The sequence below is a fragment of the Fibrobacter sp. UWB11 genome (assembly GCF_900143015.1).
GTDB lineage: Bacteria > Fibrobacterota > Fibrobacteria > Fibrobacterales > Fibrobacteraceae > Fibrobacter.
Window position 1 is genome coordinate 86,504 of the sequence record NZ_FSRT01000002.1, and the last position, 24,747, is coordinate 111,250.

A 24,747-nucleotide genomic window follows, 5' to 3' on the forward strand; every position below is an offset into this window, starting at 1 on the left:
ACTGCGCAGCGTGCAATTACAAATAGCTCTTGAACTTGGGCGTTGGTGCTTCGGCAGGCTTTTTCTTGGGCACGTAGATTTTTACGGCGTACACGTTAAAGTCAGTCTCCGCCAAAATATCGCCTTCCTGCAAGTCCTCGTAGACATCGATTTCAATTTCGACACCATCGCGTGCGATGCAGCGGATAGAACGTGCCGTCAGTTCCTCGCGCAAAAGAGGAACATCAACAACCTTCTTGTAAGTGCCGTGATGAGTCGTACCAAGAATTCGATTGCAAATCATGAACCGAAATATAGAAATTTCGAAGCAAGACTTCACTGGATCCTTCGACTTCGGGCTATGCCCTTCGCTCAGGATGACAACCTCAATTTTACTTACTATTTTTCGTCTGATAACATGGCTCGCGCACGTAAGACTATTACTCCTGATCCGTATGCAAAACCGATAGCGAAACCGCTACCGCCTTCTAAGAGCTTGCCCGGCAAACTCAAGCAGTTCCAGGCGCCCACGCGTGCGGATTTTGACCTCGTGAGCCCTTACGGTGCTGCTGGCGACCAGCCCAAAGCCATCGAAGAATTGACCGAAGGATTCAAAAACGGCGAACAGTTCCAGACGCTTCTCGGCGTAACCGGTTCCGGCAAAACTTTCACGATGGCAAACGTCATCAAGAATGTCGGGAAGCCAACGCTCATTCTCACGCATAACAAGACGCTCGCCGCCCAGCTCTATCAAGAATTCAAGTCGTTCTTCCCGAACAACGCGGTGGAATACTTCGTCAGCTATTACGACTACTTCCAGCCCGAAGCGTACATTCCGCACACGGACACGTTCATCGAGAAAGACGCGAGCATCAACGATGAAATCGACAAGCTCCGTCTGCGCGCAACGGCCAACCTCCTCACACGCCGCGATGTCATTATCGTTGCTTCCGTGAGCTGCATTTACGGTTTGGGAAGCCCGAGTGAATACTTCGACTTGATGGTACGCATCAAGAAGGGTGACATTTACGACCGCGACAAGATTCTGCGAGACCTTGTCCACATCCAGTATTCACGCAACGATTTTAGCCTCGACCGCGGCACATTCCGCGTCCGCGGCGACGTCATCGAAGTGCACCCGAGCTACGACGAAGACGGGCTGCGCATTGAGCTTTTCGGAGACGAAGTCGATCGCCTTTACCGCTTCAACATCGTCACCGGCGAAGTCATCAAGGAAGTTGAAGAACTCACCATCGCCCCCGCAAAGCACTTTGTCACCAAAGAAGAAAACCGCGCGGGCATGTTACAGCGCATACAGATGGAACTCACCGACCGCCTCGCCGAACTCGATAAAGAAGGCAAAGTGCTGGAATCGGCACGCCTTTCAAGCCGCACCCGCTACGACATGGAAATGCTCCGAGAAACCGGCATGTGCAACGGCATCGAAAACTACTCGCGCATCATCGAAGACCGTGCTCCGGGCACACGCCCATTCACACTCATCGACTACTTTGGCGACGATTGGCTTTTGATGATTGACGAATCGCACGTGAGCATCCCGCAAGTGGGCGGCATGGCCGAAGGCGACAAATCCCGCAAGACCACGCTCGTGCAATATGGGTTCCGCCTTCCCTGCGCTCTCGACAACCGCCCGATGAACTTCGCCGAATTCGAGTACATGTACCCGAAACAGGTGCTCTTTGTGAGCGCCACGCCTGGCGACTACGAACTCAAAAAGACTAGCGGTGTCGCGACCGAACAGATTAACCGACCGACCGGACTTTTGGACCCGAAGATTGAGCTGTTCCCGATCCAAGGGCAAATGGATGTGCTCCTGTACCGCATCGAAGAAGTCGTGAAAAACGGCGACCGCGTACTCGTCACGACGCTTACCAAGAAGATGGCGCAAGACCTCACGGAATTTTTCATCGAAGCAAACATCCGAGCCAAGTACCTCCATAGCGATATCAAGACACTCGAGCGCCACGAACTCATCCGCGGGCTCCGCAGCGGCGAATTTGACGTACTCGTGGGCATCAACCTCTTGCGCGAAGGCCTAGACCTCCCCGAAGTGAGCATGGTTGCCATCCTCGACGCCGACAAGGAAGGCTTTTTGCGCAACTACCGCAGCCTTATCCAGACGATGGGCCGCGCAAGCCGCAACGTGAACGGCACCGTCCTTTTGTTCGCGGACAATATGACCGAAAGTCTGCAAAAGGCCATTGACGAGACGAACCGCCGCCGCGGCCTCCAGGAAGAATTCAACAAGGAACACGGGATTACCCCAAAGTCCGTCACCCGCAAAATCGAAGAAGACCTGCGAATCATCGACCCGCTCGGTGACATCGGTGACGACAACGAAATTGACGAGCTGTGTCATCCTGAGCGAAGTGAAACGGAGTCGAAGGATCTCAGCGAAGACTTCACCCCCGGCATCCGTCCGATGGAACCGTTGCAGCCCTCACGCTTCAGGAAAAACTCCTCGAAGAAAGCGTCCCCCGGCAACCGTTCCGCGGCATCCCCCTCTAACGTCATTGCGAGCCAAGGGCGAAGCAATCCAGGCGCTTCCAAGCTCGCCGACCTGGAACGCCAAATGAAAGAGGCTGCAGCCCGCCTGGACTTCGAGGAAGCCGCCCGAATCCGCGATATTATACGCTCCATGGACGTTTAGTGTATAAAATTGTTTACAAATTTATTATAATGTCCATCACAGTCCTGTAATTACACTACTGTTTCGTAAACAATTTTTTGTATTATTATAAAAAGAAAAAATCTTGGTGCTTTTTTCCCATAATTTGTTTATTTTAACCTAAAGATTACATAGAAAGGGTATTACAATGAATTCAAAATTTGTCACACCTCTTATTTTTAGTTCGGCTCTCACATTGGGAGCGTTAAGCTTTGTTGCTTGTGGTGAAGATAGTAACCCCGGTTTTCCCGGTGGCCAGTCTACCGGTAATAGCTCTTCCAGCGTTTACGTTCCGCCAGAGCCAACACCGACCACAGCTATTGTATTCTCGGCTCTCAGCGCACCTCCGAGCCTTACAAAGATTGTTTTCGATGGCACTTTGACACTTGACCTCAGCGACTCGAACACGGTCATGGACATTAATGCAGTCCGCTTCACTGGTGTCGACTTCATGATTGTCAAAAAAGAAACCCAAGTACCGCAGGGTACCGTAAACATAGCTCAGCCTAGGGACTACGTAAACACCTTGGTCTCTACAGTCAGCTTGTCTGAAATGGGTGTCACCACGGACCTCGATGTCGGCTATACCGATTGCGGTGAGTTCGAACTCATCATCACGGCATACGCAGACGATGGCTACGTGCCTTCGACCTCTGTTGCAAGAATTCCGTTTACTCGTAGCGAAGAAAAGTGCAAGGTTCCGGAAAGTTCTTCTTCTGCAGAACCGGAAGCACCGGGCATTCCGCTCACGTCTGTCGAACTCCAGTTCAACACCAAAATCAACAGATGCTTTAGCGCTGCAACCGGAGCAATCTCTGCAGACGAAACCGGCGATGTTTGCTTCAAGGCTACAAGTTCAACGGCTATTGGTTTGTACAGCACAACCGGATTTAAGTTTGCAATCTACAACAACAGAAACGATGGTGATGACTGGAACGACTGGACACCGAACTGGCTGCCGGATGTTCCGCAAACAACTAGCTTCACCTACCTTTCTAGCTCCTTGCAAGAAACCATTGGAAACTTCATCAGTGAAATCGGTGAACAGTTCGTCGTTGGCGTAGCCCCGACATACGCTCCGCTCACTGGTTCTGCAGCAGGTTTCGTAGCATTCGGCGTAAAGGAATCCATTCCGCCTGATGCAAACGGCAACGTCACAATGACGCTTATTATCTACAAGGCCGCTCAGTAATTAAAGTTTCTATGCTTTTTCAGGACCCTCGTCACGAGGGTCCTTTTTTGTATGTCATTCCGGCCTCCGTGCCGGGATTGTCTTTTCATTTTTCTATCTTTGCGCCGTAAACATTAAAATGGAGTAAATCATGCTCAAGAAACTTTCCAATTTCCCTGGCATCAAGGGCCCGGTCGTCACCATCGTGATGGACGGTTTTGGTATCACCGATAAGGTCGAAGGCAACGCCATCAAGGCTGCCCGCACCCCGACTCTCGACAACCTCTTCAAGATGTACCCGAACGTTCTCTTGAAGGCCCACGGTCGCGCCGTCGGTATGCCGACCAACGAAGACATGGGTAACTCCGAAGTCGGCCACAACGCTATCGGTGCTGGCCAGGTGTACAACCAGGGTGCAGCCCTCGTTGCAGACGCAATCAACAGCGGCGACATCTTCGGCCGCGACGCTTGGAAGGAAATTGCCGGCAACGCCCGCGAAAAGAACACCGTCCTCCACTTCATCGGCCTCTTCAGCGACGGTAACGTTCACTCCAACATTTCTCACCTCAAGGCCATGGTCGCTCAGGCCAAGAAGGAAGGCCTCAAGAAGGTCCGCGTTCACATTCTCCTCGACGGTCGTGACGTTCCGGAAACCTCCGCTCTCGATTACGTCGGCCCGTTCGAAAAGTTCCTCGACGAACTCCGCTCTCCGGAATTCGACGTTTGCATCGCTTCTGGCGGTGGCCGTATGCAGATTACCATGGACCGTTACAACGCTAACTGGAAGATGGTGGAACTCGGCTGGAAGACTCACGTGCTCGGCGAAGGCCGCTACTTCGACAACGCTACGCAGGCTATCGAAACTCTCCGTGGCGAAACCAAGGCTATTGACCAGGACCTCCCGCCGTTCGTGATTGCTAAGGACGGCCAGCCAGTCGGTACCATCAACGATGGCGACTCCGTGGTGTTCTTCAACTTCCGTGGCGACCGCGCTATCGAAATCACCCGCGCCTTCGAAGAAGAATCCTTCAACGAATTTGACCGCAAGCGCTTCCCGCACGTCTGCTACGCTGGCATGCTCCAATACGACGGCGACCTCAAGCTCCCGAACCGCTTCCTCGTTCCGCCTCCGGCCATCAAGGAAACCAGCGGCGAATGGCTCGCTGAAACGGGCGTGAAGCAGTTCGCCTGCTCCGAAACGCAGAAGTACGGCCACGTCACTTACTTCTGGAATGGTAACCGTTCCAGCAAGTTCGACGGCGAAACCTACCTCGAAATCGAATCTGACGTTGTTCCGTTCGAACAGCGCCCGTGGATGAAGGCCGCCGAAATCACCGACGCCATGATCGAAGCCTTGAAGAGCGGCAAGTACCAGACGCTCCGCTGCAACTTCCCGAACGGCGATATGGTGGGCCACACCGGTAGCTTCCGCGCCGCTACGATGGCTATCGAAGCTGTGGACATCGGCCTCGCACGACTCCTCCCGGTGATCGACGCCCTCGGTGGTGTTGCCATCATCACGGCTGACCACGGTAACGCCGACGAAATGTACGAAATCGACAAGAAGACCGGCATGCCGAAGGTCAACAAGGACGGTACGTTCAAGGCCAAGACCAGCCACACCCTCAACAAGGTTCCTTGCATCCTTTACGATAACGTCACTGGCGGCAAGCTCGGCCTTAAGGAAGGCGACTGGGGTCTTTCCAACATCGCTGCAACGACAGCAAACCTCCTCGGCCTCGAAAAGCACGAAGCCTGGGACGATTCCATGCTCATTATCAAGTAAAAACGTCATTGCGAGCCCTGCAAGGGCGAAGCAATCCACAAGAATTCAAAAAAGGAACCCTTCGGGGTTCCTTTTTTTGCATATAGCCCATTTTTGGGGTGATACTAGCCACGTTGCAAAAATATTTTTTCATTTTACTATCAAAAAACGTATTTTTAATTGTAAAAAAGACGTGGTGATGAGGAAATTTTTATGACCGATCCCAAGAAGAGCAAAGGCGGTTTTGGAATAGTCGAAGCTTTGGTAGCGGCGGCTGTACTTGGTTTTATGTACATGGCTATAATGAACATGCACGGAGGAAACCACGATTCCCTGCTACGCATTCGAGGCCGTGACGGAGCAACCGAAGTCGCCCAGAACCTTATCGATTCCCTTGGGGCACTTGGACTTGCCAGCCTTTACGACGAAAATCTCGCCAAAGACGATGCCGGCAACATAAAACCTATAATTATCGACCCTATCGTGCGCACCTGGCAAGGCCAGCCTGGAGCTGTCACCAATACTATGACAGTGAACTACAGAGCCGAAATTACCGTTTCGCGCGATGACGAATACAAGACCAAGACCTCGTCCATGCTCCTTGGTACAGACAGCGTTGAGCACGTGTACGCCAAAAGGCTAGACGTCACCATCAGCTGGAAATTCAAGAACTCCACGCAGTCCATAAGCGTATCGGGGGTAGTCAAATGATTCCTTTTACAGACGAAAGGCAAAAATATAAAGCCGGTTTTACCCTCATGGAGCTCATGGTCTACATGGGCATTGTTGGCATTATTGTAGTTATCGCTGGCGAAGCATTTAGCAATTCTACCAAGGTCCGCGTACGCACCGACAACATGATTAGGGCAAACCAAGATGCAGGAAATATCGCATCAATCATTAAAGAAGACGTAGAACCGTTGGGAACAAAAAGCGCCAATGCGACTGGAAGCACCTCATTTACTTTTTCTGGAAAAAGAATCTACATGGACCCCGATAACGCAGACGGCGACAAAAGGGATTCATCCTCCTTCAGAATTGAATCTAGCGGCGGAAACAGCGTACTGACTTTCAAGCGCACGCGATACAACGAAGAAACAGGTGCATACCAAGCAATCGACTCCATTCGTTGGTACGTTGAAGACCGAATCCTCAAGCGCAGCTGTATCACTATAGAACCAGCATCCGGCTTTGCCTTACCCGATGACGATCCTTGCGTTACTTCGGGCAATGAACCCAACCCCGTAGAGATGGTCCCCAATGTTTCAGCCTTTAATGTCGAAGCCGCACAACCAGGAGCATTGGAAGGCGCCACGCAAATATTCCCGGCAAGCGGATCGAGCCAATACATGCTTTTTCCGCGCTTGGATGCAAGTGGCGAATATGACAGAACCTTTGTCTCTTTCAACACCGCCAATGAAACAAACGAAGCTTTTGCCGCAGGTACTGCAATTACACTTTCTGGTTTTTTCTCAAACTACAAGAACCAAGAAGACAATCTTGAAAACGCAATTTACGCCGAAGGTGATCAAAGAGTAAACCAAGCGATTGCCATAAACCCTTCCGATTACTTAGATGCCGACTGGAAAACGCAATGTGCAGAACACGGCGTCATGAACTTTGGTCCTGACACGGTCTACGAAATTTCATTTGAAGTGACATCTCAAGCCGATAAGGATAGAAGCATTAACTTTGTCCCAAATAAAGACCACATGTCTGTAGGCTTTAGAAAAAGTACTGGTGGCTATGCCATGTCACACGGTCACATTATATTGCCAGACTTTTTCTTTTATCCGCCCAATGCTGCAGATGGCGCAGGAAAGCGCGTCATGAGGTTTACAGTCCCTGAACACGTAGGAAGTGTATGCCTAGCATTCACCTTCGCATTCTATTCACCTCTAGTCGCATCGGGCTTGGTGACCATAAAAGATTTGAAAGTAACGCAGGTGGCTACAGCCAACTACAAGTTCAGCGGATTCAACTCAGAAGCAAGTAGCAATATAAAAGAAAAGAAAAAAGTGAAAGCATTAAAGCTCAGGTTGCAAATAAGCCGTGGTGCTAAAAACGGCGGCAGCGGTGAAACAGGTAACGTGGACTTGATTATTCCTATTCCGAGCAACGGAACGGGCGACTAATTTTAGTGTGAGAAGTGAGGTTTTCGATATGAGAACGGATTATTTAAAAAGCAGAGCCGGTGTTTCTCTTATCACCGTACTTATGTTTATGCTCGTTGCCACAATCGCAGCGACTGCCACTTGGAAATTTATCTCAAGTGAAGGATTCTCTAGCGCGAGTCGTATGCTCAAGCGCGAAGCCTACCAGAGCGCACAAGCGGGTATCGAAAACGCCCGTAGTTGGATGACATTCCACGGAAACGATGTAGGCGCCCTCATCAAGCAGTTCCAAGAAAAAGGTAAGCCCATCAACATTGATGACCAGTTGCGTCCCTTGCAAAAGGCTGGGCAAAACTATCACGTGTGGGTGACCGGTGTAAACACGACTAATTCGACATACAAGATAAAAGTTCTTTCTACAGGTGAATCCCGTAACGAAACGAGCCATACCGAAGTGGCCATATTCAATGTAGACGGCTTGTATCGTGTCAAATTACCTGTTACGCAATCATCTTCCAATTTTGCAGAAGCATTCCACGGAGAACTGAAATCCATTGACAAACTCAACATCGACAAGGCTGTAATCACGCAAACTCCAGACGTAAGAAACGCTGGAGGACAAGCCATGAATGACGTCACCGTAACAAATTATCTTATTTTGGATGGTTCCTTTTACGCCAACGATAAAAACAACATCAAAGAGCTATACGTAACAGGAGACGTCGGAACCTGTTCGGGAATCAATGTGACAAACAACATGTATGTTCACGGCAACTTTTATCCCGGCAACGTTAAATCCACTATTGGCGGTTCACTTTACGCAGAAGGGAATATTAATTTAAGAGATTTTTACCCTTACACAGCTATTACAGGGGGATGCTACAATGATAAACCTGGAGATCTAGAAGTTGGTGGCAACATCACGGCCGACACTCTTATTTATTATGACCATGGCGGTGCACACGCTTTTAATGCAAAAAGCAGCGTGGTATTCAATTCCATTAGATTTCCTTCGTCTTTCAACGATGCAACCGTCATTGACAGCATAATAGTAGGACACAATGTTTATGTCAAAGGAAATTCTCCAGGAAAAATGGGTAACGCCCAACCATGCACAGGTTACCCTCATTTCAGCAACAAAATCGACGGACGAGATGCAATTCGAAGAACCAGGTTTGGTTCAGGAGATGGAGATAAAATTTGGATTTATGGATTTTATACTTATCTAAGTGGTACCACTCCAAATAATTTTACAGTCTGCACAGAGACCGGTTCAACAACCGGCAAAAAAATCAATACAAAATGCAGAACAACGGATGGATTTACTTGTGCAAGATCACTAAATTACAACAAATGGCTTGGTTACAAAGGTCAATTCTTAGAAACAGAACCTTCAGAAGACGAAATCGCCAGTTGGAAAGCAAACAAACTCGACATATACAAAGCCAAATTAGAAGAAAGAGATGAATCGTGCGATCGAATAAAAACACCTATCCAGGTGAATACCAAAATTTTTGAACTCGGACTCACACATAGCAAGACATCTCCCAATGGTTGCAATGCCAATATATGGTCTGAATGGGATAACTCGACAGAACTTATGAATGAATGTTACCAAATAGCCAAAAACAATGGTAAACTATACAACGACAACTGGTTGATATTAGAGTTCGGCACCCCCATGGGGTGGCAAGCACACAAGATGGGCGGAACTTTAAACGGCAACTTTATCTTCAAGTTCAACGCAAACAGTACGAACCACTCGGCCTATCTCCCCGCAACATCAGGAAATTCCAAAGTGTTTCTGTATTTGCCGAATGGTTGGCCAAGCCCATCAAACTATGCTATTGAATTCGCCGAGAAAAGCGGCGACCACCGTTATTTCGTCTTTAGCGAAGATGATGTAGTCCGCTTTGACATGAATACTCTCGAAAACCCCATGAGCGGTTCTGTGGTCATGGGCAAAAATGCCTCTACCGGAAAATGCGCCAGCTTTAACACCGTAGGCAACAACACCTTATACGCCCGTTTTGACCAAGAATTGACAGAAGACCTTTCTGACGCCTCTATTATTTGCGACAACGACGGATCAAATACCTGTTCCGGCATGGCCGCCGCAAGTTCGAGTTCTGGAGGATCAGGTGGCGACGACGGTTACGACCATTACTATGTATCCATGGCCCCACAACTGGGCATTTCTCTTGAATCACAAACAAAGAGCTTTGAAAAAGTAACCGACAGTGACAACTTGGCCTCCTCATTTATCATATTACCCCGTGTAATATCCTTGCCCAATGACCCTTATGGAACTCTCGGCGACTATATCAACGTAATTACATTAAATAAGCCACAGAATGCAGCTCCACTAGCCAAGACAAACTTGGATCTCGGTTCGTGCACCAAGGTAAACAGCTACTCCTCTTTGGATATAAGCAGTTTGAACTCAAAAATGTTTTCTCCTGATGGGAACAGGCTCCCCAAAGGAACATACAAGTGCGATATTTCAGCAGATGGCTATGACGAAACCGTCCCGGTATGGCTTGCTATAGACAACAAGGAATTACGCAATTTGCACCAAGTTTCGTTTGCCGAACCAAGCCAAGAAATTGGTGGAAGCGAGACCAAGGACATCTATATACGTTTACAACCCAAGATTAATTCAATCGATTTGCAAGTTTCTTGCCCGACACCACCAAGCAACTGGAGTTATGAATATGTACTTAATGATGTTACTACAGGTGGCACATGCACATTTACTGTAGCAAACCCCTATAACACAGAAAGACTGATGAAGTTGTTTACCATAAAAACAGATGCAGCCACAAGTGGAACCATGACGTTCCAGATTCTCGACGGTGAAAACTACATTCCAACCGCTCCGACCACTACAGGTCTCTACATGGGCACCACCGGATCTGTTAACCGAGCTCAAGCAACATTCGAACAACTCGATGATTATTGCCACACACATGCAGACGAGTGCCCCACCGAAGAAGAACGATACAACTGGAGGGATTGCGAAGTCCCTGCCGATGAGAAATGGGTCGAACCCGATGGAACAGGATTCCAAACCACAGAACTTAACAACGCCTGGTTAGTATCCTCTGCCATCAACACCACTGTAAAGTTTATCGATGTGTCAAAACAAGACTTGCCCTGTATAGTCATCATCCCTGAAGAAGATAATTCTTGTACCTTTACAGAGACACACAAGAACTGCATATTGAACGCCTCAGCCAAGGAAAAAGTTCACAAAGTCAAATTCAAGTTTAAAAATGTCGAATCGGGCAAAAACCCGTCCTTTACAGTACATAGAGGCTCTGACCCCAAGGTCTGTCGATATAATGAAGCCAACGCAGAACACGAATGTATCGTAAACGTGTACAGGGAAGGTAAAATATCCATGAGCATCGATACAGACAACGATGACAACAAGGATTTTAAATACTGGCAATGCGAAGGCCCCAGCTGTCCCAATCACGAAAAGTGGAACTCGAACAACTTCTCGGAATTTACAGTCTCTGATAACGAAACCGTCATAACAGTGATGTATAATGAAGTCGACAAGCATTGCTTCTTTGACAAGTTCGAAAACAGTGCCGCAGCCTGTAACGATCTTCCGTCAAACGAAAGAAAGGAATACTGCATTGACTACTGCGCCCCCGCAGACCATTGCGAATCGGCATCCATCACTGACGGCAACTTTGCCGATGCAAAATGGCACTTGGTCCGTGGCAAAATAAGCATGGTTGATTACGAAAACGGTATATTATCCATTCAAAAAAATGGCGACATCACCTTAATGAGCACCATCAATGCCGATGCAGGAACACACGGAACACTGAAGGCTTTGGTTCGCTTGCCTAGAGACGACTCTCAATCAGGATTCTTGTTGGGTTCCGATGCAGAAGCAACAAGCTACCTAAAACTCAGCGTTTTCATAGACGACTACGGCAGTGCCGCAGTTCGTGTATGCAATGCCGGTGGCACAACATGCCGTGAAGAATCACTGTCTTTGTCCGTAACAGAAAATGACATGGTCATGATTGAAGCCGAAATTACCGCTACAGAAATAACGGTTGCATTATCGAAGGGTAACGAAAGCACGAAGGCAAGTACCAAATTCCTTCTTGGCACATGGAGTGGCTACTTTGAAGGTTCGCATGTCGGATTGCGCATGGCAAGCCCCAAGTTCAAGATTTACGGTATTGGCTGGAAGAGTACAAACTACGAATGTTTCAACACCTACCCCACAATCAAATGTTCTTTCGCGGCCGTAGCCTATTATGGAGTTATTCCGACAACAAAACCGGTAAAGCCATGGGTCGGCTATTCTGGCTGGGAAGGCTGGAATTCAAGCGATTGCACCGAAAAATACTACTACCGAGGTGACGACGCTTGCAACGGTGACAATTATGGGTACACCACATGCGAAGACGATGGCTACATTTTTGATTTCACAAGTAGCGGAAAGCATGGTTACACTGATTTGAGTGGAACCGACATAAGAACCGCAAAAGTCGGCCTCGAATGTCAAAACACTTATTCATCGGATAATACCGAAGAAATGATGTGGGCAAATGACAGTGCTCATTGCGGTGTTTTCTGGACGGGTCCTCAGAACGTATGCTCTACAACAGATAAGATTACTGGCGAAATTTCTTTGCCCGGATCGGGCCAACAATCTGCTGCATTTACAAGAGCTATAAATATGCGTTCCGGCCAGCTGAAAATAGACCTCAAAAACGACGATAATAGCGAAGTATGGGTATGGTTATACAGCCAAGGAACAGGAGATGAGCTCTACCCCAGCGAACACGTTTCCATGAATGGAGAAACAAAGACATTTAATGCCAGCGATTTCGAAACAGAAACGGGTGGATTCGACATTTCTAAGGTAAAGAGTGTACACTTCGAAAACAAGGGTAGCGGAAGCGTAACCGTAAAGAACGTTTCTGCTCTCTGCGAAACGGCAGTTCGAGTCAAGAGTTGCCAAGCCGAAGACAAAGTAAAAGGAACTTCCAGCTTTATGTTTATAGGAGGCAAGACATATATGTATGTCCAACTTACGGCTGCTATAAACAATAGAGATGGTGTGGACAATTACCAAATTATCGCCCATAGACATTCCACCAATACGACCAAGACATACGAAATAGACAAAGCAGATATCGTGGTATATGGTACAGAAAATGCTATGATTACCATACCGAGAGGTCTCGATGACATCAATGGATTACTTAGCGACTGGTCATTCAGCCTCAAGTTAAAATCGGATGGCGCAGACTATGGCGAAGAAAAAGAATGTCGAACAATCACAGGATTTACACCGGCTTGCAAAATCGAACAACCCGGCCCTGGAGAAGATCCTGAAGTGAATCAAAACGCAGCACATTTCAAAGCATGGATATACAACTGCAATGGTTGCAGTTACACAGTCACACTCGATGGCGATGAAAAAATCAGTGGAAACTGCACGGCCAAAACAGGACATGGGCTTGTGTACGCCCCCAGTAATAAATGTGACATCAAAATCGATAACAAAGACATGCCCACCCTAACTGTCGGAACAACCTATAAGTTTAGGTTATATAGCCCTGATGGAGATTTTGACGAGTGCGAAAAGACATTTACAGTTAAAGAAAACGGCACGGAACCACAGCCAAGCAATGTGAATTTGGATTGTGATAATCTTAATGTTACAGTCGACGGTACTTCTGTAACGATTGAAACTAAATCAACGGGATGTGGTCCAGCAGAAGATTGCACATACAACATAGTACCTGCTGCCGATGGAAGTGGCGATTACAGTGATAACCAAACCATCAATTTCTCCTATGGAGGAAGTCAAACTTCAGTGACGCACAAACTTACCATAAGCAACGGGAAAAAATCTGACGATTGCAACTTTAACGTAACCTACAGTTCTAGTTCAGCAAAGAGCAGTAGTAGTTCTGCGAAGAGCAGTAGCAGTTCTGCAAAGAGCAGCAGTAGCTCTGCAAAGAGCAGCAGTAGTTCTAAGACCAACGATTTCGATTGCAATGATCATAATTCAATTGTAATGCAACCAGGAACTGGAGATGTACAAGATATCGAAGTTAGCGCAGGGCAATGTGTAAAATACACTATGCAACAGTCTAACACATTAAGAATCGGAAGTTGGTGGTCTCCACACTGTCCAGTTAATATCAAAATAAAGAATTGCGATGGAACATTTACCACTATATCACACGATTGTTCTGGTTGGATTAGTGTATATCAAACGCAAAAATGCACCATTTACGCAAAACCAGAACTAGACATAAAATGGAAAATCTATGACTGGAATTAACAAATAACAGCAAAGCTCCCCCCACCGGGGAGCTTTTTTCATATTTACTCGTGCAAGAAATGCACATTTTTTCTAAATTTCGCCGTACTATGAGTGAAGCTATTAACAATGTCAAGCAGGCCTTTGATGCAGAACTTGCACAAACGGACCTCACCAATCAAGAAGCGGTCAACAATCTCCGCGTAAAGTACCTCGGCAAGAAGGGCGCCGTCACCGACCTCATGAAGCAGATGGGTTCGCTCAGCGCCGAAGAACGCCCTGCTTACGGCAAGCTCGTGAACGAACTGAAGGTTGCTGTTTCCGAAGCAATCGACAAGGCTATCGAAACGGCAAACGAAGCCGCTCTCCAGAAGAAACTCGCCAGCGGCGCTGTCGATATCACGCTCCCGGGCGCAGGTATCGCCGCCGGTTCTACGCACCCGCTGTACGACGTCCGCGAAGAAATCATCGACTTCTTTGCGCAGATGGGTTTTGATGTGGACTTCGGTCGCGACATCGAAACGGATTGGTACAACTTTGAAGCGCTCAACACTCCGCCTGACCATCCGAGCCGCGACATGCAGGACACATTCTACGTCGACAACAAGGTCATGCTCCGCACGCACACGTCGGGCACCCAGATTCACTACATGGAAACGCACAAGCCGCCTTTCCGCATGATTGCTCCGGGCCACGTGTTCCGCGTCGATAACGATGCGACCCACGCTCCGATGTTCCAGCAGTGCGAAGGTCTTGTCGTTGACGAAAACATTAGCTTCGCCGACCTCAAGGGCGTGCTCCAGGTGTTCATGAACAAACTCTTTGGCGCAGGCGTCAAGACTCGCTTCCGTCCGAGCTTCTTCCCGTTCACGGAACCGTCTGCAGAAATGGACGTGAGCTGCGTGTTCTGCGGTGGCAAGGGTTGCCGTCGTTGCAAGGGCACGGGCTGGATGGAAATCGGTGGTTGCGGCTCTGTGGACCCGAACGTGTTCAAAAACTGCGGCATTGATTCCGAAAAGTTCACAGGCTTTGCATTCGGTTTCGGTCTTGACCGTATCGCCATGCTCCGCCATGAGATTCCGGAAATCGGACTTTTGACAGCCAACGATCAGAGATTCCTGAGCCAATTCTAAGTTAATTCGAAATTAGGAATTAAAAAGTGAAAAGGCGGGCTTAAGCCCGCCATTTTTCATTAGATCCTTCGACTTCGTGCTTCGCACTGCGCTCAGGATGACAGAAGCGGGCGAAGCCCGCCCATGTTTAAGAGCGCTTGTAGTCGTCCTGCACGCGGATGATGTCGTCTTCGCCGGTGTATTCGCCGACCTGGACTTCAACAATCACGAGCGGAAGCTTGCCTTCGTTCTGCAAACGATGAACCGTTCCCGACGGGATGTATGTCGATTCATTCGGACGCACATAGAACACCTTGTCGCCAACAGTCACTGTAGCGGTACCGCTCACAACGACCCAATGTTCAGAACGGTGCAAATGCTTCTGCAACGAGAGGCGTTCGCCCGGACGCACGACAATGCGCTTCATCTTGTAGCGGTCTGTCGATTCGAGCACGGAGTAAGTACCCCACGGACGATTGACCGTCTGCGGCACAGTCGGCAAGTCAGAGCCGCGAGCCTTGAGTTCGTCAACAACTTTCTTTACCTTCTGGCTGCTTGCAAGCGGAGCGACCAAGAGTGCATCCGGCGTATCGACAATCAACATGTTATCCAAATCGATTGTGCAAATCTGACGCTGACCGCCAAGCACGAGCGAGTTCTTGGAACCAATGCCCAAGTGCTTTGCGTTTATGTTGTTGCCGTTTTCATCGTGATCGAATTCACCATAGAGAGAATCGAATGCACCAAGATCAGACCAGCCGATATCGCTCGGCACGACCTTCACCTTCGAAGATTTTTCCATCACAGCGTAGTCAATCGAATTCGAAGGAATGTTCATCATGTCTTCATGATCGACACGAATAAGCGAGTCCTTATTTTCTTTCTTGGCATTTGCAAAGGCTACCTTAGCGGCGCTCAAGATATCCGGAGAATAAACTTCAAGTTCGCTCAAGAACGTAGAAGCCTTGAAGCAGAAGATACCGCTGTTCCAGAAGAATCTTCCAGAAGCGACATACTTCTTTGCAGTTTCCAAATCCGGCTTTTCAACAAAGCGCTTGACATCTTCGCCATTCGCTTCAATGTAGCCGTAGCCAGTTTCCGGGCCCGTCGGCGTAATGCCAAACGTCACCAAGAAACCTTTCTTAGCAAATTCTTCGGCCTTGCGCAAACAATCTTCGTAGGCGTCAGCCTTGCGAATCACGTGATCCGAAGGAGACACGAGAACGATATCGTCCGGATTCAAGCCGAGGCAGGCAAGAGCAATTGCCGGAGCCGTATTGCGACCCACCGGTTCCAGGAGGAAGCGTGCCTTGTCAGCGCCGACTTCCTCGAGCTGGTCCTTAGCCAAGAAATACTGATCCGCATTGCTAACAATGTATTGAGCTTCACAAATGCGAGAATTGGTTTTTACAGTACGCTGGAACAAGGATGCACCGTCAAAAAGACGTGCAAACTGTTTCGGCATAAGGGAGCGGCTAATCGGCCAAAGACGCGTTCCGCTACCACCACACAAAATCAAGTTAATCATTTTAATAGCCCTGATAACTGTTATTTAGAGCTGGCTTTCTTTTGAGAAGGAGTCTTCCAACCAGCGTTATTAATTTCCTGGATATTCTGAACGATATTCGTACCAGTGTAAACAGCATTCATCGTCGGCAAGATCAAGCTAAGAAGACGGTTCCAAGTTGCAATACCAGAAGCATCGACATAAACGATATCACGCGGATTCAATTCGAAGCGGTCGGCCATTGCTAAAGCCAAAGCATTCTTTGCATCCAACTGATAGATATCAATCTTTTCTTGGGACGTGTTTCTTATAACATAAACATCTTTCGGCGAAGCATTGATGGCATTCACACCACCGGCAGAAGCAAGAGCTTCAGCCAAGGACAAATAGCTATCCATGCGGACAATGCCGGTTCTGTTCACTTCACCAAGGACGTACACCTTTCTGTCACGTTCCATTTGGCTTCTTAACGGGACAAAGAGTTGGTCACCCGGCTTCACGAGAATACGGTCAATGGCAATATTATCCTTGAATGCACGGACATAGTCGATGTTATAGATTTTTTCGCCACGACGAAGCTGAACAAACGAAGGATCGGCCAATTCACTAAAGCCGCCCACATTTGCAATCATATCAGAAATCGTCATCGGGTTTTCATCAAACCTTACAACACCCGGTCTATTGACGGCACCAGAAACAAAAGCCTTACGGCTGTGGTAACCAGTCACGCGAACATCCACCTGAGGATCGTTAAGAATCTTGTCCGAAAGGCGTTTTGTAATTTCGGCGCGAAGTTCCTGAGCGGTAAGACCAGCAACCTGAATTTCACCGGCATACGGGTAGAAAAGCTTGCCATCGGTCGTCACCTTTTGGCCGGCCGGCTGGTATTGACCCATCGGGGAAGTCAGTTCCGGATGTTCCCAGACAACCACCTGAACCATATCCAAAGGTCCAATCCTGTATTCCAAGTCAGGAAGGGAATCCACCAGCAAATCTTCCAATTTGCCTTCGTACGGATTCGGGGCGACCTGCACCGGTTCACCCATGTCACCTTCGTCAATGGAATGTAGTTTGAACGTAATTCCATTATAGGTCGTGGAGTCTGTGGGAATGTCCATTCGCATCTGAGGAGCAGCAAAGCAACCGCTCAAGATAACTCCGGCTACACCACAAAGAGCAATACCAATTTTATTCATACGTTTCCTTTTTAGAATTATTTTGCGGCTTCACTCTGCCTAATTTTTTCAACCCAATACGGAGTCAGTTTGGAAATAAAATTCCAGGCCATGACATACGCATTTTCCGGTCTTCTGTACGGGTCAGGAATATCGACCTGGCGGGATTCACCATAGCGAAACACCTTACCTTCGAGCCACGGGTATTTGTGCAAAAGTTCCCTTTTATGCCCATTTTCCATTACCAAAATCAAATCGGCCCATTTAAGAATGTCCAAATTGATTTGACGTGCCTTGTGAGCGCTCATGTCAATGCCATGCTGCAAGGCTATCTTCTGGGAAATTTCGTGAGCAGGATTATCCACCAAAGCACCAAGGCCCGCACTCATTACATTGAAGTCCGGTCCGAGTTCTTTTTTTAAAAGGTACTCCCCTGTTGGGCTGCGGCAGATATTCCCTGTACAAACGACAAGAATGTTTTTCATGATAGCGTAATAATAGAAAAATAAGTTTAAGTTTACAATCAATAGGCATCAGTCATAACTAATGACAAACGTCTAAAACTATAAATCAAAAGCGAAGCCAAGATCCTTGAGGCACGGGTTCTTGGTATCCTTTTCGGAGAGGAGCGGTTCAAAACCGTCTCCCACCGGCCACTTGATGCCAATTTCCGGATCGTTCCACATCAGGCCACCTTCGTCGCCCGGGGCGTAGAAACGCGTGCACTTGTAAACAAACGATGCCGTTTCGGAAAGCACTACAAAGCCGTGAGCAAAGCCTTCGGGAATGTAGAATTGCTTCTTGTTTTCGGCAGAGAGCGTAACGCCCACCCATTTGCCGAACGTCTTGCTGTTCTTGCGGAGGTCGACGGCCACATCAAAGACTTCGCCTTCGATGACGCGGACAAGCTTGCCCTGCGGATTCTGCTTTTGGAAATGGAGACCGCGAAGCACGCCCTTCTTGCTGCGAGATTCATTATCTTGCACGAAATCGACATCAATGCCACCTTCGGCAAAGTCGCGGCGGCTGTAGGTTTCCATAAAATAACCGCGGGCATCGCCGAACACGGTCGGTTCAATGATTTTCACACCTTCGATTTTTGTATCTATAAAGTTAAACTTTCCCATTTTAGCAATTACCTGTTCTTGTACATCGTTTCGTAATACTTTTCGTAGTCGCCGCTCGTGATGTTGTCCAGCCATTCCTGGTTGTCCAAGTACCAGCGCACGGTCTTTTCGATACCTTCTTCGAACTGCAACGACGGTTCCCAGCCGAGTTCCTTCTGGAGCTTGGTGGAATCAATAGCGTAGCGGGCATCGTGGCCCAAGCGGTCCGTCACGTAAGTGATGAGGTTCAAGTCTTCGCCTTCAGCACGGCCAAGGAGCTTATCAACGGTCTTGATGACGACCTTGATGATATCGATGTTCTTCCATTCGTTGAAGCCACCGATATTGTAGGTTTCGGCAATATTACCATTGTGGAAAATCACGTCAATCGCGCGGGCATGGTCTTCGACAAAGAGCCAGTCGCGGACGTTTTCACCCTTGCCATAAACCGGGAGCGGCTTCTTGTGGCGGATGTTGTTGATGAAGAGCGGGATAAGCTTTTCGGGGAACTGGTACGGACCGTAGTTGTTGGAGCAGTTCGTCACGATGGTCGGCATGCCGTAGGTATCGTGGAACGCACGCACAAAGTGGTCGGAGCCAGCCTTGGATGCGGAATACGGGCTATGCGGCGTGTACTTCGTCGTTTCGTAGAAGAAGTCGTCACCGTAAGCCAAGTGATGTTCCGAGCTAGAAGCCGTCGTCGTGAACGGAGGCGTGATGCCTTCCGGGTGGTTCATCTTGAGGGCGCCGTAGACTTCGTCGGTCGAAATGTGGTAGAAACGCTTGCCTTCGTACTTTTCGGGGAGGCTTTCCCAGTAGAGCTTGGCGGCCTGCAAAAGCGTGAGCGTACCCATGACGTTCGTACGAGCAAATGTGAACGGATCCTTGATGGAACGGTCCACATGGCTTTCGGCAGCAAGGTGGATGATGCCATCGACCTGTTCGTCCTGCATAAGCTTGTAGAATGCGTCAAAATCGCAAATATCCATTTTCACGAACTTGTAGTTCGGCTTGTCTTCGACATCCTTCAAGTTCGCAAGATTACCCGCATAAGTAAGCTTATCAAGGTTGATAATCTTGTATTCAGGATACTTATTGACAAAAAGACGAACGACATGGCTACCAATAAAGCCAGCACCGCCTGTAATCACTATTGAACGTTTCATGCTTTTCTCCAATTTACAAGAACAATATAGAAATTGTAAAAACAGATTCCATTTAAAGCGCCCTACAATAACAGTATTTGACATAAAAAAAGAACCCGGCAAAGAAAGCCGAGTTCGTTGAGATAATAAGAAGTTTAGAACTAAAGTCCTGCGTCTTGAAGCAATACAGGATACAAATAATTTCGATAAACCCACATAGCCTGTTCTTGGCCTAAATTTTTATATGTAGTCGCTTGCAGGACTATTTCATCATGTTTTCCAGGATTAAAAGTTGCAGCAAAAGTTGAAACAACACCAACACTTTTCCCACGAGGCAACTCATCTACGCACCTATTTTCAACAGCGTTTGAAACCGACACGGGAACACTTGATTCTGTATATCTACCCACACCTGAAACTTCTTTGCAATTTCCAAAATCATCACAGTCTTGCACGCATATAGTTCTAATATAAAGTAAATCAGCCTTTGTAGGAGCAGCATCTTTTGCAATCATTATTTTTGCATAACCTTGATTAACGCTATTCACTAGGAGTTCTTGACGATAATGATACGTATGGCCCCAAAGATCAACTCGTCTAAAATAATTATGATCAGTATCGCCACACACATTTTGAGGGCAATCATCTACAACAGCCTGCAAATTAGGTATTTCAGCAAATTCTATAACAAGTCCTTGCTGAGCAGCACCTATTGAAGACGTAACAGAATTATCCATGCCCGATTCAGAGCAACCCATCATCGCCAAAGCCCAAACAACGGCCCCCAAAGTAACTTTTTTCATAATTATCTCCTTTTAAAAAAAGTTGGGCCACAATATATTTTATTTTAATTTAGATTTCAATACAACATTTTCAATTATAACATAAAAATAATTTATCTATTAAAACTCCATACATACTACAAACTAATAACCCTTTATCGACAGTCAACAAACTAATTTATAATAAAACTCAAATTAATTTATTTTCATCATACAAGCAAACAAAATCCAAAAAGAAAAAAATCCAGCTACAAGAGCCGGATTTCATTTTCAAAAGAATGATTTTATAACAGAGCGTTGCGTCTGAGCTTAATAATGAATTTTTCCTTCAGCAACTTTTTTCAAGTGCTGGCCGTAAGGAGACTTACCATACTTGGCGGCTGATTCCAAAAGTTTTTCTTTGTTGATCCAACCGTTGATATAGGCAATTTCTTCGATTGCAGAAATCTGGATACCCTGGCGGTTTTCGACCATTTTCACGAACTCGCCCGCTTCGATGAGGCTATCCATCGTGCCGGTATCAAGCCATGCAAAACCACGGCCCAAGAGTTTCACGTCAAGTTCGCCCTTGTCGAGATAGGTCTTGTTAAGGTCGGTAATTTCAAGTTCGCCACGAGCACTCGGCTTTTGCACCTTTGCAAATTTCGAAACGCGATTGTCGTAGAAATAAAGGCCTGTAATGGCATAATTGCTCTTCGGTTCCTTCGGCTTTTCTTCCACCGAAATCACCTTGCCATCCTTATCGAATTCCACGACGCCAAAGCGTTCCGGGTCCTCGACATAATAACCGAACACACTTGCACGTCCGTTTTCTTCGGCGTTTTTCACAGCGGCCTTCAAAAGCGGGCTAAAACCGTTTCCATAGAAGATGTTATCGCCAAGGACCATTGCACAGCAATCATCGCCAATAAATTCTTCGCCAAGGATGAATGCCTGAGCAAGTCCGTCCGGGCTCGGTTGTACCTTGTAACTCAAGTTGAGACCCATGGCAGAACCATCGCCAAGCAAGCGTTCAAAATTCGGTAAATCCGTCGGAGTCGATATAATAAGAATATCACGGATACCCGCCAGCATAAGCGTAGACAACGGATAATAAATCATCGGCTTATCATAGACCGGCAAAAGTTGCTTCGACGTAACCATCGTAAGCGGATACAGACGCGTGCCGGAACCCCCAGCGAGTACGATACCTTTCATAACAAATCTCCTTGATTTCGAAAATAGAAAACTTCCTACGAAATATTTTCAAAAAGTTATCTTTGCACCACTATGGCAGAGCAAAACAAGCGTATTCTCAAAGATTTTTTGAATGAACTTCTCGAAAAAGTCAACGGACACCGTTCCGACATATCGTCCGAAGACGTTTTAGAACAATTTATGGCATGGGCCGAGGCCCGCGGAACAACGTTATATCCCGCTCAAGAAGAAGCAATTTTGGAAATTTTAGACGGCAAAAATGTCATTCTCAACACGCCGACCGGAAGTGGAAAATCCATGGTTGCGCTTGCTCTGCATTTCGACAGCCTTGTGCACAACCGCCGTAGCGTTTACACGTGCCCCATCAAAGCATTGGTGAACGAAAAATGGATGGCGCTCTGCAAGGAATTTGGCGCCGAAAACGTCGGACTTTCGACCGGTGACGCAACCGTCAACCGTGATGCGCCCATCATTTGCTGCACGGCAGAAATTCTTTCGAACATGGCGCTCTGTGAAGGCGAAACGCTCACCATCACAGACATCGTGATGGATGAATTCCATTACTATTCCGACCGCGAACGCGGTGTCGCCTGGCAAGTTCCGCTTTTGACGCTCCCGCAGTCGCGATTCCTTTTGATGAGTGCAACCGTTGGCGCTACGGAATTTTTCGAACGCGACATGACAAAGCATACAGGTCGCGAATCGGTAACGGTCCGTTCTTCACAGCGCCCGGTGCCTTTGGACTTTAGCTATAGCACTACAGAAATTTCGACCGAAGTGCAAAAGCTCGTGAACGAAGGCAAAGCACCTGTTTACGTTGTTCACTTTACGCAGGCTGCGGCCGCAAGCAACGCCCAGAACTTTATGAGTCTGGACCTCTGCACCAAAGAAGAAAAAGTCAAAATTAACGAAGCGATTAAAGAGGTCCGTTTTTCTAGCCCATACGGCCCGGATGTCAAGCGCTGGCTCAAGCAAGGCATTGGCATTCATCATGCAGGGCTCTTGCCCAAGTACCGCATTCTTTGCGAAAAGTTGGCGCAACAAGGTTTGCTCAAAGTCATTTGCGGAACAGACACGCTCGGCGTTGGCGTGAACGTTCCTATCCGCACGGTCCTTTTCACGCAGCTCTGCAAGTACAGCGGTGACAAGACCGCCATTTTGACCGCGCGAGATTTTCACCAGATTGCAGGACGCGCAGGTCGTAAAGGTTTTGACAATGTCGGTTACGTTGTCGCGCAAGCGCCGGAACATGTCATCGAAAACTTGAAACTTGAAGCAAAGTCCCGCACGACCGGTAAAAAGTTCCAAAAGCGCAAACCGCCTGAACACGGCTACATTCCGTTTGACGAAAACACATTCAAACGTTTGATTGACTCCGCACCGGAACCGCTTACATCAAGTTTCCAAGTCAACCACGGGATGCTTTTAAACATTTTAAGCCGCCCGACGGACGGCTGCCGTGCCATGCGAGCACTCCTTAAGGATTGCCACGAAAGTGCAGCAAGCAAAAAGCAGTTGCAGCACCGCGCCTTCCTCTTGTTCCGCAGTCTCGTCGAAAAGAAGATTATCGAATTTGTTCCAGCGGTAGCCAAAGGTTACAGCCACTTACGCGTTAACATGGACCTGCAAGATGACTTTTCGATGAACCAACCGCTTTCGCTGTACCTGCTCGACACACTGCCGAAGCTCGACAAGGACTCGCCAGAATACGCACTCGATGTCATTACCTTGTGCGAAAGTATTCTTGAAAATCCTGATGCCATTTTGCGCATCCAGCAAAGCAAAGCTCGCGATGCCCGCATGAACGAACTCAAAGCGCAGGGCATGGAATACAACCAGCGTCTCGAAGAACTGGAAAAAGTCGAATACCCCAAGCCGCTCCGTGACTTTATCTACGATACGTTCGACGCCTTTGCCGATATTCACCCATGGGTAGACGAAAACATTGAGCCAAAATCTATTGTGCGCGAAATGTTCGAGAATTTCAGCACATTCAGTGGTTACGTAAAGCAGTACAATTTGCAACGCATGGAAGCAATTTTGCTGCGCCACTTGAACGGCGTTTACAAGGTGCTTTCGCAGACAGTTCCCGACGGCTACAAGAACGAAGAACTCTTGGAAATGCAGGATTACCTGGGCGAAATGATCCGCCGCGTAGACTCGAGCCTCTTGGAAGAATGGGAAAAGATGGCGCATCCGGAAGATTACCAGAAACGCTTGGACGAAGGTACCGCCGAAGACGAAGCCGAGAAAGCATTCGGTGCAGACAAGGCCGCCGCCGACATCACTTACGACAAGAAGCGTTTCCTCAGCTTGGTGCGCCAACGCATTTTCCAGATTATGATGAGCTTGCAAAAGCAAGACTTCAACGATGTGCTGGACAGCCTTGCCGACGACCTCGCCGAAGGCGAACTTTTGGCAGATGCCGATGGCACGCCATGGACCGAGAAGTGCCTCATCGAAACGATGGCCGCTTACACTGCCGAACACCACAGATTCCGTATGGATGTGGAAGGCCGTTCCCTCACCCACACTATCGTCACCTACGAAGGCAACATTATGCAAATCCAGCAGATGCTGCAAGACGAGGAAGGATTTAACGATTGGAGCATTGATTTCACGGTCAATCTCGACGAAAGCCGAGAAGCCGGAATGCCATTAATAAAACTTGCACGGATTGGAGAAGTTTAGATTA

General features: G+C 47.9%; 16 protein-coding genes. 8 read left to right on the plus strand and 8 right to left on the minus strand.

Annotated features, from left to right (window positions below; genetic code table 11):
- Nucleotides 1-16: 16 nt before the first annotated feature.
- On the minus strand, nt 17-283 hold the full coding sequence (locus BUQ91_RS09045; RefSeq protein ID WP_072827933.1) for a hypothetical protein: 267 nt from the start codon (nt 281-283) through the stop codon (nt 17-19).
- Nucleotides 284-340: 57 nt separating this feature from the next.
- Between BUQ91_RS09045 and uvrB the strand changes: the two genes are divergently transcribed.
- The 7 genes from uvrB (at nt 341) to pheS (ending at nt 15,161) form a co-directional block, all read left to right on the plus strand.
- Complete coding sequence (gene uvrB, locus BUQ91_RS09050) at nt 341-2,650, plus strand: excinuclease ABC subunit UvrB (protein ID WP_254842305.1); 2,310 nt, start codon at nt 341-343, stop codon at nt 2,648-2,650.
- A gap of 166 nt (nt 2,651-2,816) precedes the next feature.
- Nucleotides 2,817-3,860 carry a hypothetical protein gene (locus BUQ91_RS09055; protein WP_074209022.1) on the plus strand — a complete coding sequence of 348 codons (1,044 nt, stop codon included), beginning with the start codon at nt 2,817-2,819 and terminating at the stop codon, nt 3,858-3,860.
- A gap of 130 nt (nt 3,861-3,990) precedes the next feature.
- Nucleotides 3,991-5,625, plus strand: coding sequence for a 2,3-bisphosphoglycerate-independent phosphoglycerate mutase (gpmI, locus tag BUQ91_RS09060; protein ID WP_074209023.1), 1,635 nt, complete (start codon nt 3,991-3,993; stop codon nt 5,623-5,625).
- A 192-nt stretch (nt 5,626-5,817) separates the two neighbouring features.
- Nucleotides 5,818-6,315 (plus strand): type IV pilus modification PilV family protein, encoded by a 498-nt coding sequence (locus BUQ91_RS09065; protein ID WP_074209024.1) that lies wholly within the window; start codon nt 5,818-5,820, stop codon nt 6,313-6,315.
- Nucleotides 6,312-7,739 (plus strand): prepilin-type N-terminal cleavage/methylation domain-containing protein, encoded by a 1,428-nt coding sequence (locus BUQ91_RS09070; RefSeq protein WP_074209025.1) that lies wholly within the window; start codon nt 6,312-6,314, stop codon nt 7,737-7,739. The genes BUQ91_RS09065 and BUQ91_RS09070 overlap by 4 nt, the downstream gene beginning before the upstream one ends.
- 28 nt (nt 7,740-7,767) lie before the next feature.
- Entirely contained in the window at nt 7,768-14,049 is a 6,282-nt protein-coding gene (locus BUQ91_RS09075; protein WP_139299727.1) for a pilus assembly PilX family protein, read from the plus strand.
- A gap of 89 nt (nt 14,050-14,138) precedes the next feature.
- Nucleotides 14,139-15,161: a phenylalanine--tRNA ligase subunit alpha gene (pheS, locus tag BUQ91_RS09080; protein WP_072827927.1), complete on the plus strand. Its 1,023-nt coding sequence runs from the start codon at nt 14,139-14,141 to the stop codon at nt 15,159-15,161.
- 127 nt (nt 15,162-15,288) lie between these two features.
- Here pheS and BUQ91_RS09085 read toward each other — a convergent pair whose 3' ends face one another.
- The 7 genes from BUQ91_RS09085 to rfbA all read right to left on the minus strand — a co-directional run bounded on the left by BUQ91_RS09085 (nt 15,289) and on the right by rfbA (nt 22,052).
- Nucleotides 15,289-16,668 carry a mannose-1-phosphate guanylyltransferase/mannose-6-phosphate isomerase gene (locus BUQ91_RS09085; RefSeq protein ID WP_072827926.1) on the minus strand — a complete coding sequence of 460 codons (1,380 nt, stop codon included), beginning with the start codon at nt 16,666-16,668 and terminating at the stop codon, nt 15,289-15,291.
- Between the two features lie 20 nt (nt 16,669-16,688).
- Nucleotides 16,689-17,843 carry a polysaccharide biosynthesis/export family protein gene (locus BUQ91_RS09090; RefSeq protein WP_072827925.1) on the minus strand — a complete coding sequence of 385 codons (1,155 nt, stop codon included), beginning with the start codon at nt 17,841-17,843 and terminating at the stop codon, nt 16,689-16,691.
- A gap of 17 nt (nt 17,844-17,860) precedes the next feature.
- Nucleotides 17,861-18,307, minus strand: a complete 447-nt coding sequence (locus tag BUQ91_RS09095) for a low molecular weight protein-tyrosine-phosphatase (RefSeq protein WP_072827924.1) — start codon at nt 18,305-18,307, stop codon at nt 17,861-17,863.
- A gap of 78 nt (nt 18,308-18,385) precedes the next feature.
- The gene (rfbC, locus tag BUQ91_RS09100) at nt 18,386-18,949 is read right to left on the minus strand and encodes a dTDP-4-dehydrorhamnose 3,5-epimerase (RefSeq protein ID WP_074209027.1); all 564 of its coding nucleotides are present in this window, start codon (nt 18,947-18,949) and stop codon (nt 18,386-18,388) included.
- A gap of 8 nt (nt 18,950-18,957) precedes the next feature.
- The gene (locus BUQ91_RS09105; RefSeq protein WP_074209028.1) at nt 18,958-20,094 is read right to left on the minus strand and encodes a dTDP-glucose 4,6-dehydratase; all 1,137 of its coding nucleotides are present in this window, start codon (nt 20,092-20,094) and stop codon (nt 18,958-18,960) included.
- A 140-nt stretch (nt 20,095-20,234) separates the two neighbouring features.
- A complete protein-coding gene (locus BUQ91_RS09110; RefSeq protein WP_074209029.1) occupies nt 20,235-20,876 on the minus strand; it encodes a hypothetical protein in 642 nt (213 codons plus the stop codon).
- A gap of 288 nt (nt 20,877-21,164) precedes the next feature.
- On the minus strand, nt 21,165-22,052 hold the full coding sequence (gene rfbA, locus BUQ91_RS09115) for a glucose-1-phosphate thymidylyltransferase RfbA (protein WP_072827920.1): 888 nt from the start codon (nt 22,050-22,052) through the stop codon (nt 21,165-21,167).
- 72 nt (nt 22,053-22,124) lie between these two features.
- Between rfbA and BUQ91_RS09120 the strand changes: the two genes are divergently transcribed.
- Nucleotides 22,125-24,743: a DEAD/DEAH box helicase gene (locus tag BUQ91_RS09120; RefSeq protein WP_074209030.1), complete on the plus strand. Its 2,619-nt coding sequence runs from the start codon at nt 22,125-22,127 to the stop codon at nt 24,741-24,743.
- Nucleotides 24,744-24,747 lie beyond the last annotated feature (4 nt).

Excerpts from the sequence above, each read along its gene's own strand:
- BUQ91_RS09045 (WP_072827933.1), bottom strand. The coding sequence starts at position 283 with ATGATTTGCAATCGAATTCTTGGTACGACTCATCACGGCACTTACAAG.
- uvrB (WP_254842305.1), top strand. The coding sequence starts at position 341 with ATGCCCTTCGCTCAGGATGACAACCTCAATTTTACTTACTATTTTTCG.
- BUQ91_RS09055 (WP_074209022.1), top strand. The coding sequence starts at position 2,817 with ATGAATTCAAAATTTGTCACACCTCTTATTTTTAGTTCGGCTCTCACA.
- gpmI (WP_074209023.1), top strand. The coding sequence starts at position 3,991 with ATGCTCAAGAAACTTTCCAATTTCCCTGGCATCAAGGGCCCGGTCGTC.
- BUQ91_RS09065 (WP_074209024.1), top strand. The coding sequence starts at position 5,818 with ATGACCGATCCCAAGAAGAGCAAAGGCGGTTTTGGAATAGTCGAAGCT.
- BUQ91_RS09070 (WP_074209025.1), top strand. The coding sequence starts at position 6,312 with ATGATTCCTTTTACAGACGAAAGGCAAAAATATAAAGCCGGTTTTACC.
- BUQ91_RS09075 (WP_139299727.1), top strand. The coding sequence starts at position 7,768 with ATGAGAACGGATTATTTAAAAAGCAGAGCCGGTGTTTCTCTTATCACC.
- pheS (WP_072827927.1), top strand. The coding sequence starts at position 14,139 with ATGAGTGAAGCTATTAACAATGTCAAGCAGGCCTTTGATGCAGAACTT.
- BUQ91_RS09085 (WP_072827926.1), bottom strand. The coding sequence starts at position 16,668 with ATGATTAACTTGATTTTGTGTGGTGGTAGCGGAACGCGTCTTTGGCCG.
- BUQ91_RS09090 (WP_072827925.1), bottom strand. The coding sequence starts at position 17,843 with ATGAATAAAATTGGTATTGCTCTTTGTGGTGTAGCCGGAGTTATCTTG.
- BUQ91_RS09095 (WP_072827924.1), bottom strand. The coding sequence starts at position 18,307 with ATGAAAAACATTCTTGTCGTTTGTACAGGGAATATCTGCCGCAGCCCA.
- rfbC (WP_074209027.1), bottom strand. The coding sequence starts at position 18,949 with ATGGGAAAGTTTAACTTTATAGATACAAAAATCGAAGGTGTGAAAATC.
- BUQ91_RS09105 (WP_074209028.1), bottom strand. The coding sequence starts at position 20,094 with ATGAAACGTTCAATAGTGATTACAGGCGGTGCTGGCTTTATTGGTAGC.
- BUQ91_RS09110 (WP_074209029.1), bottom strand. The coding sequence starts at position 20,876 with ATGAAAAAAGTTACTTTGGGGGCCGTTGTTTGGGCTTTGGCGATGATG.
- rfbA (WP_072827920.1), bottom strand. The coding sequence starts at position 22,052 with ATGAAAGGTATCGTACTCGCTGGGGGTTCCGGCACGCGTCTGTATCCG.
- BUQ91_RS09120 (WP_074209030.1), top strand. The coding sequence starts at position 22,125 with ATGGCAGAGCAAAACAAGCGTATTCTCAAAGATTTTTTGAATGAACTT.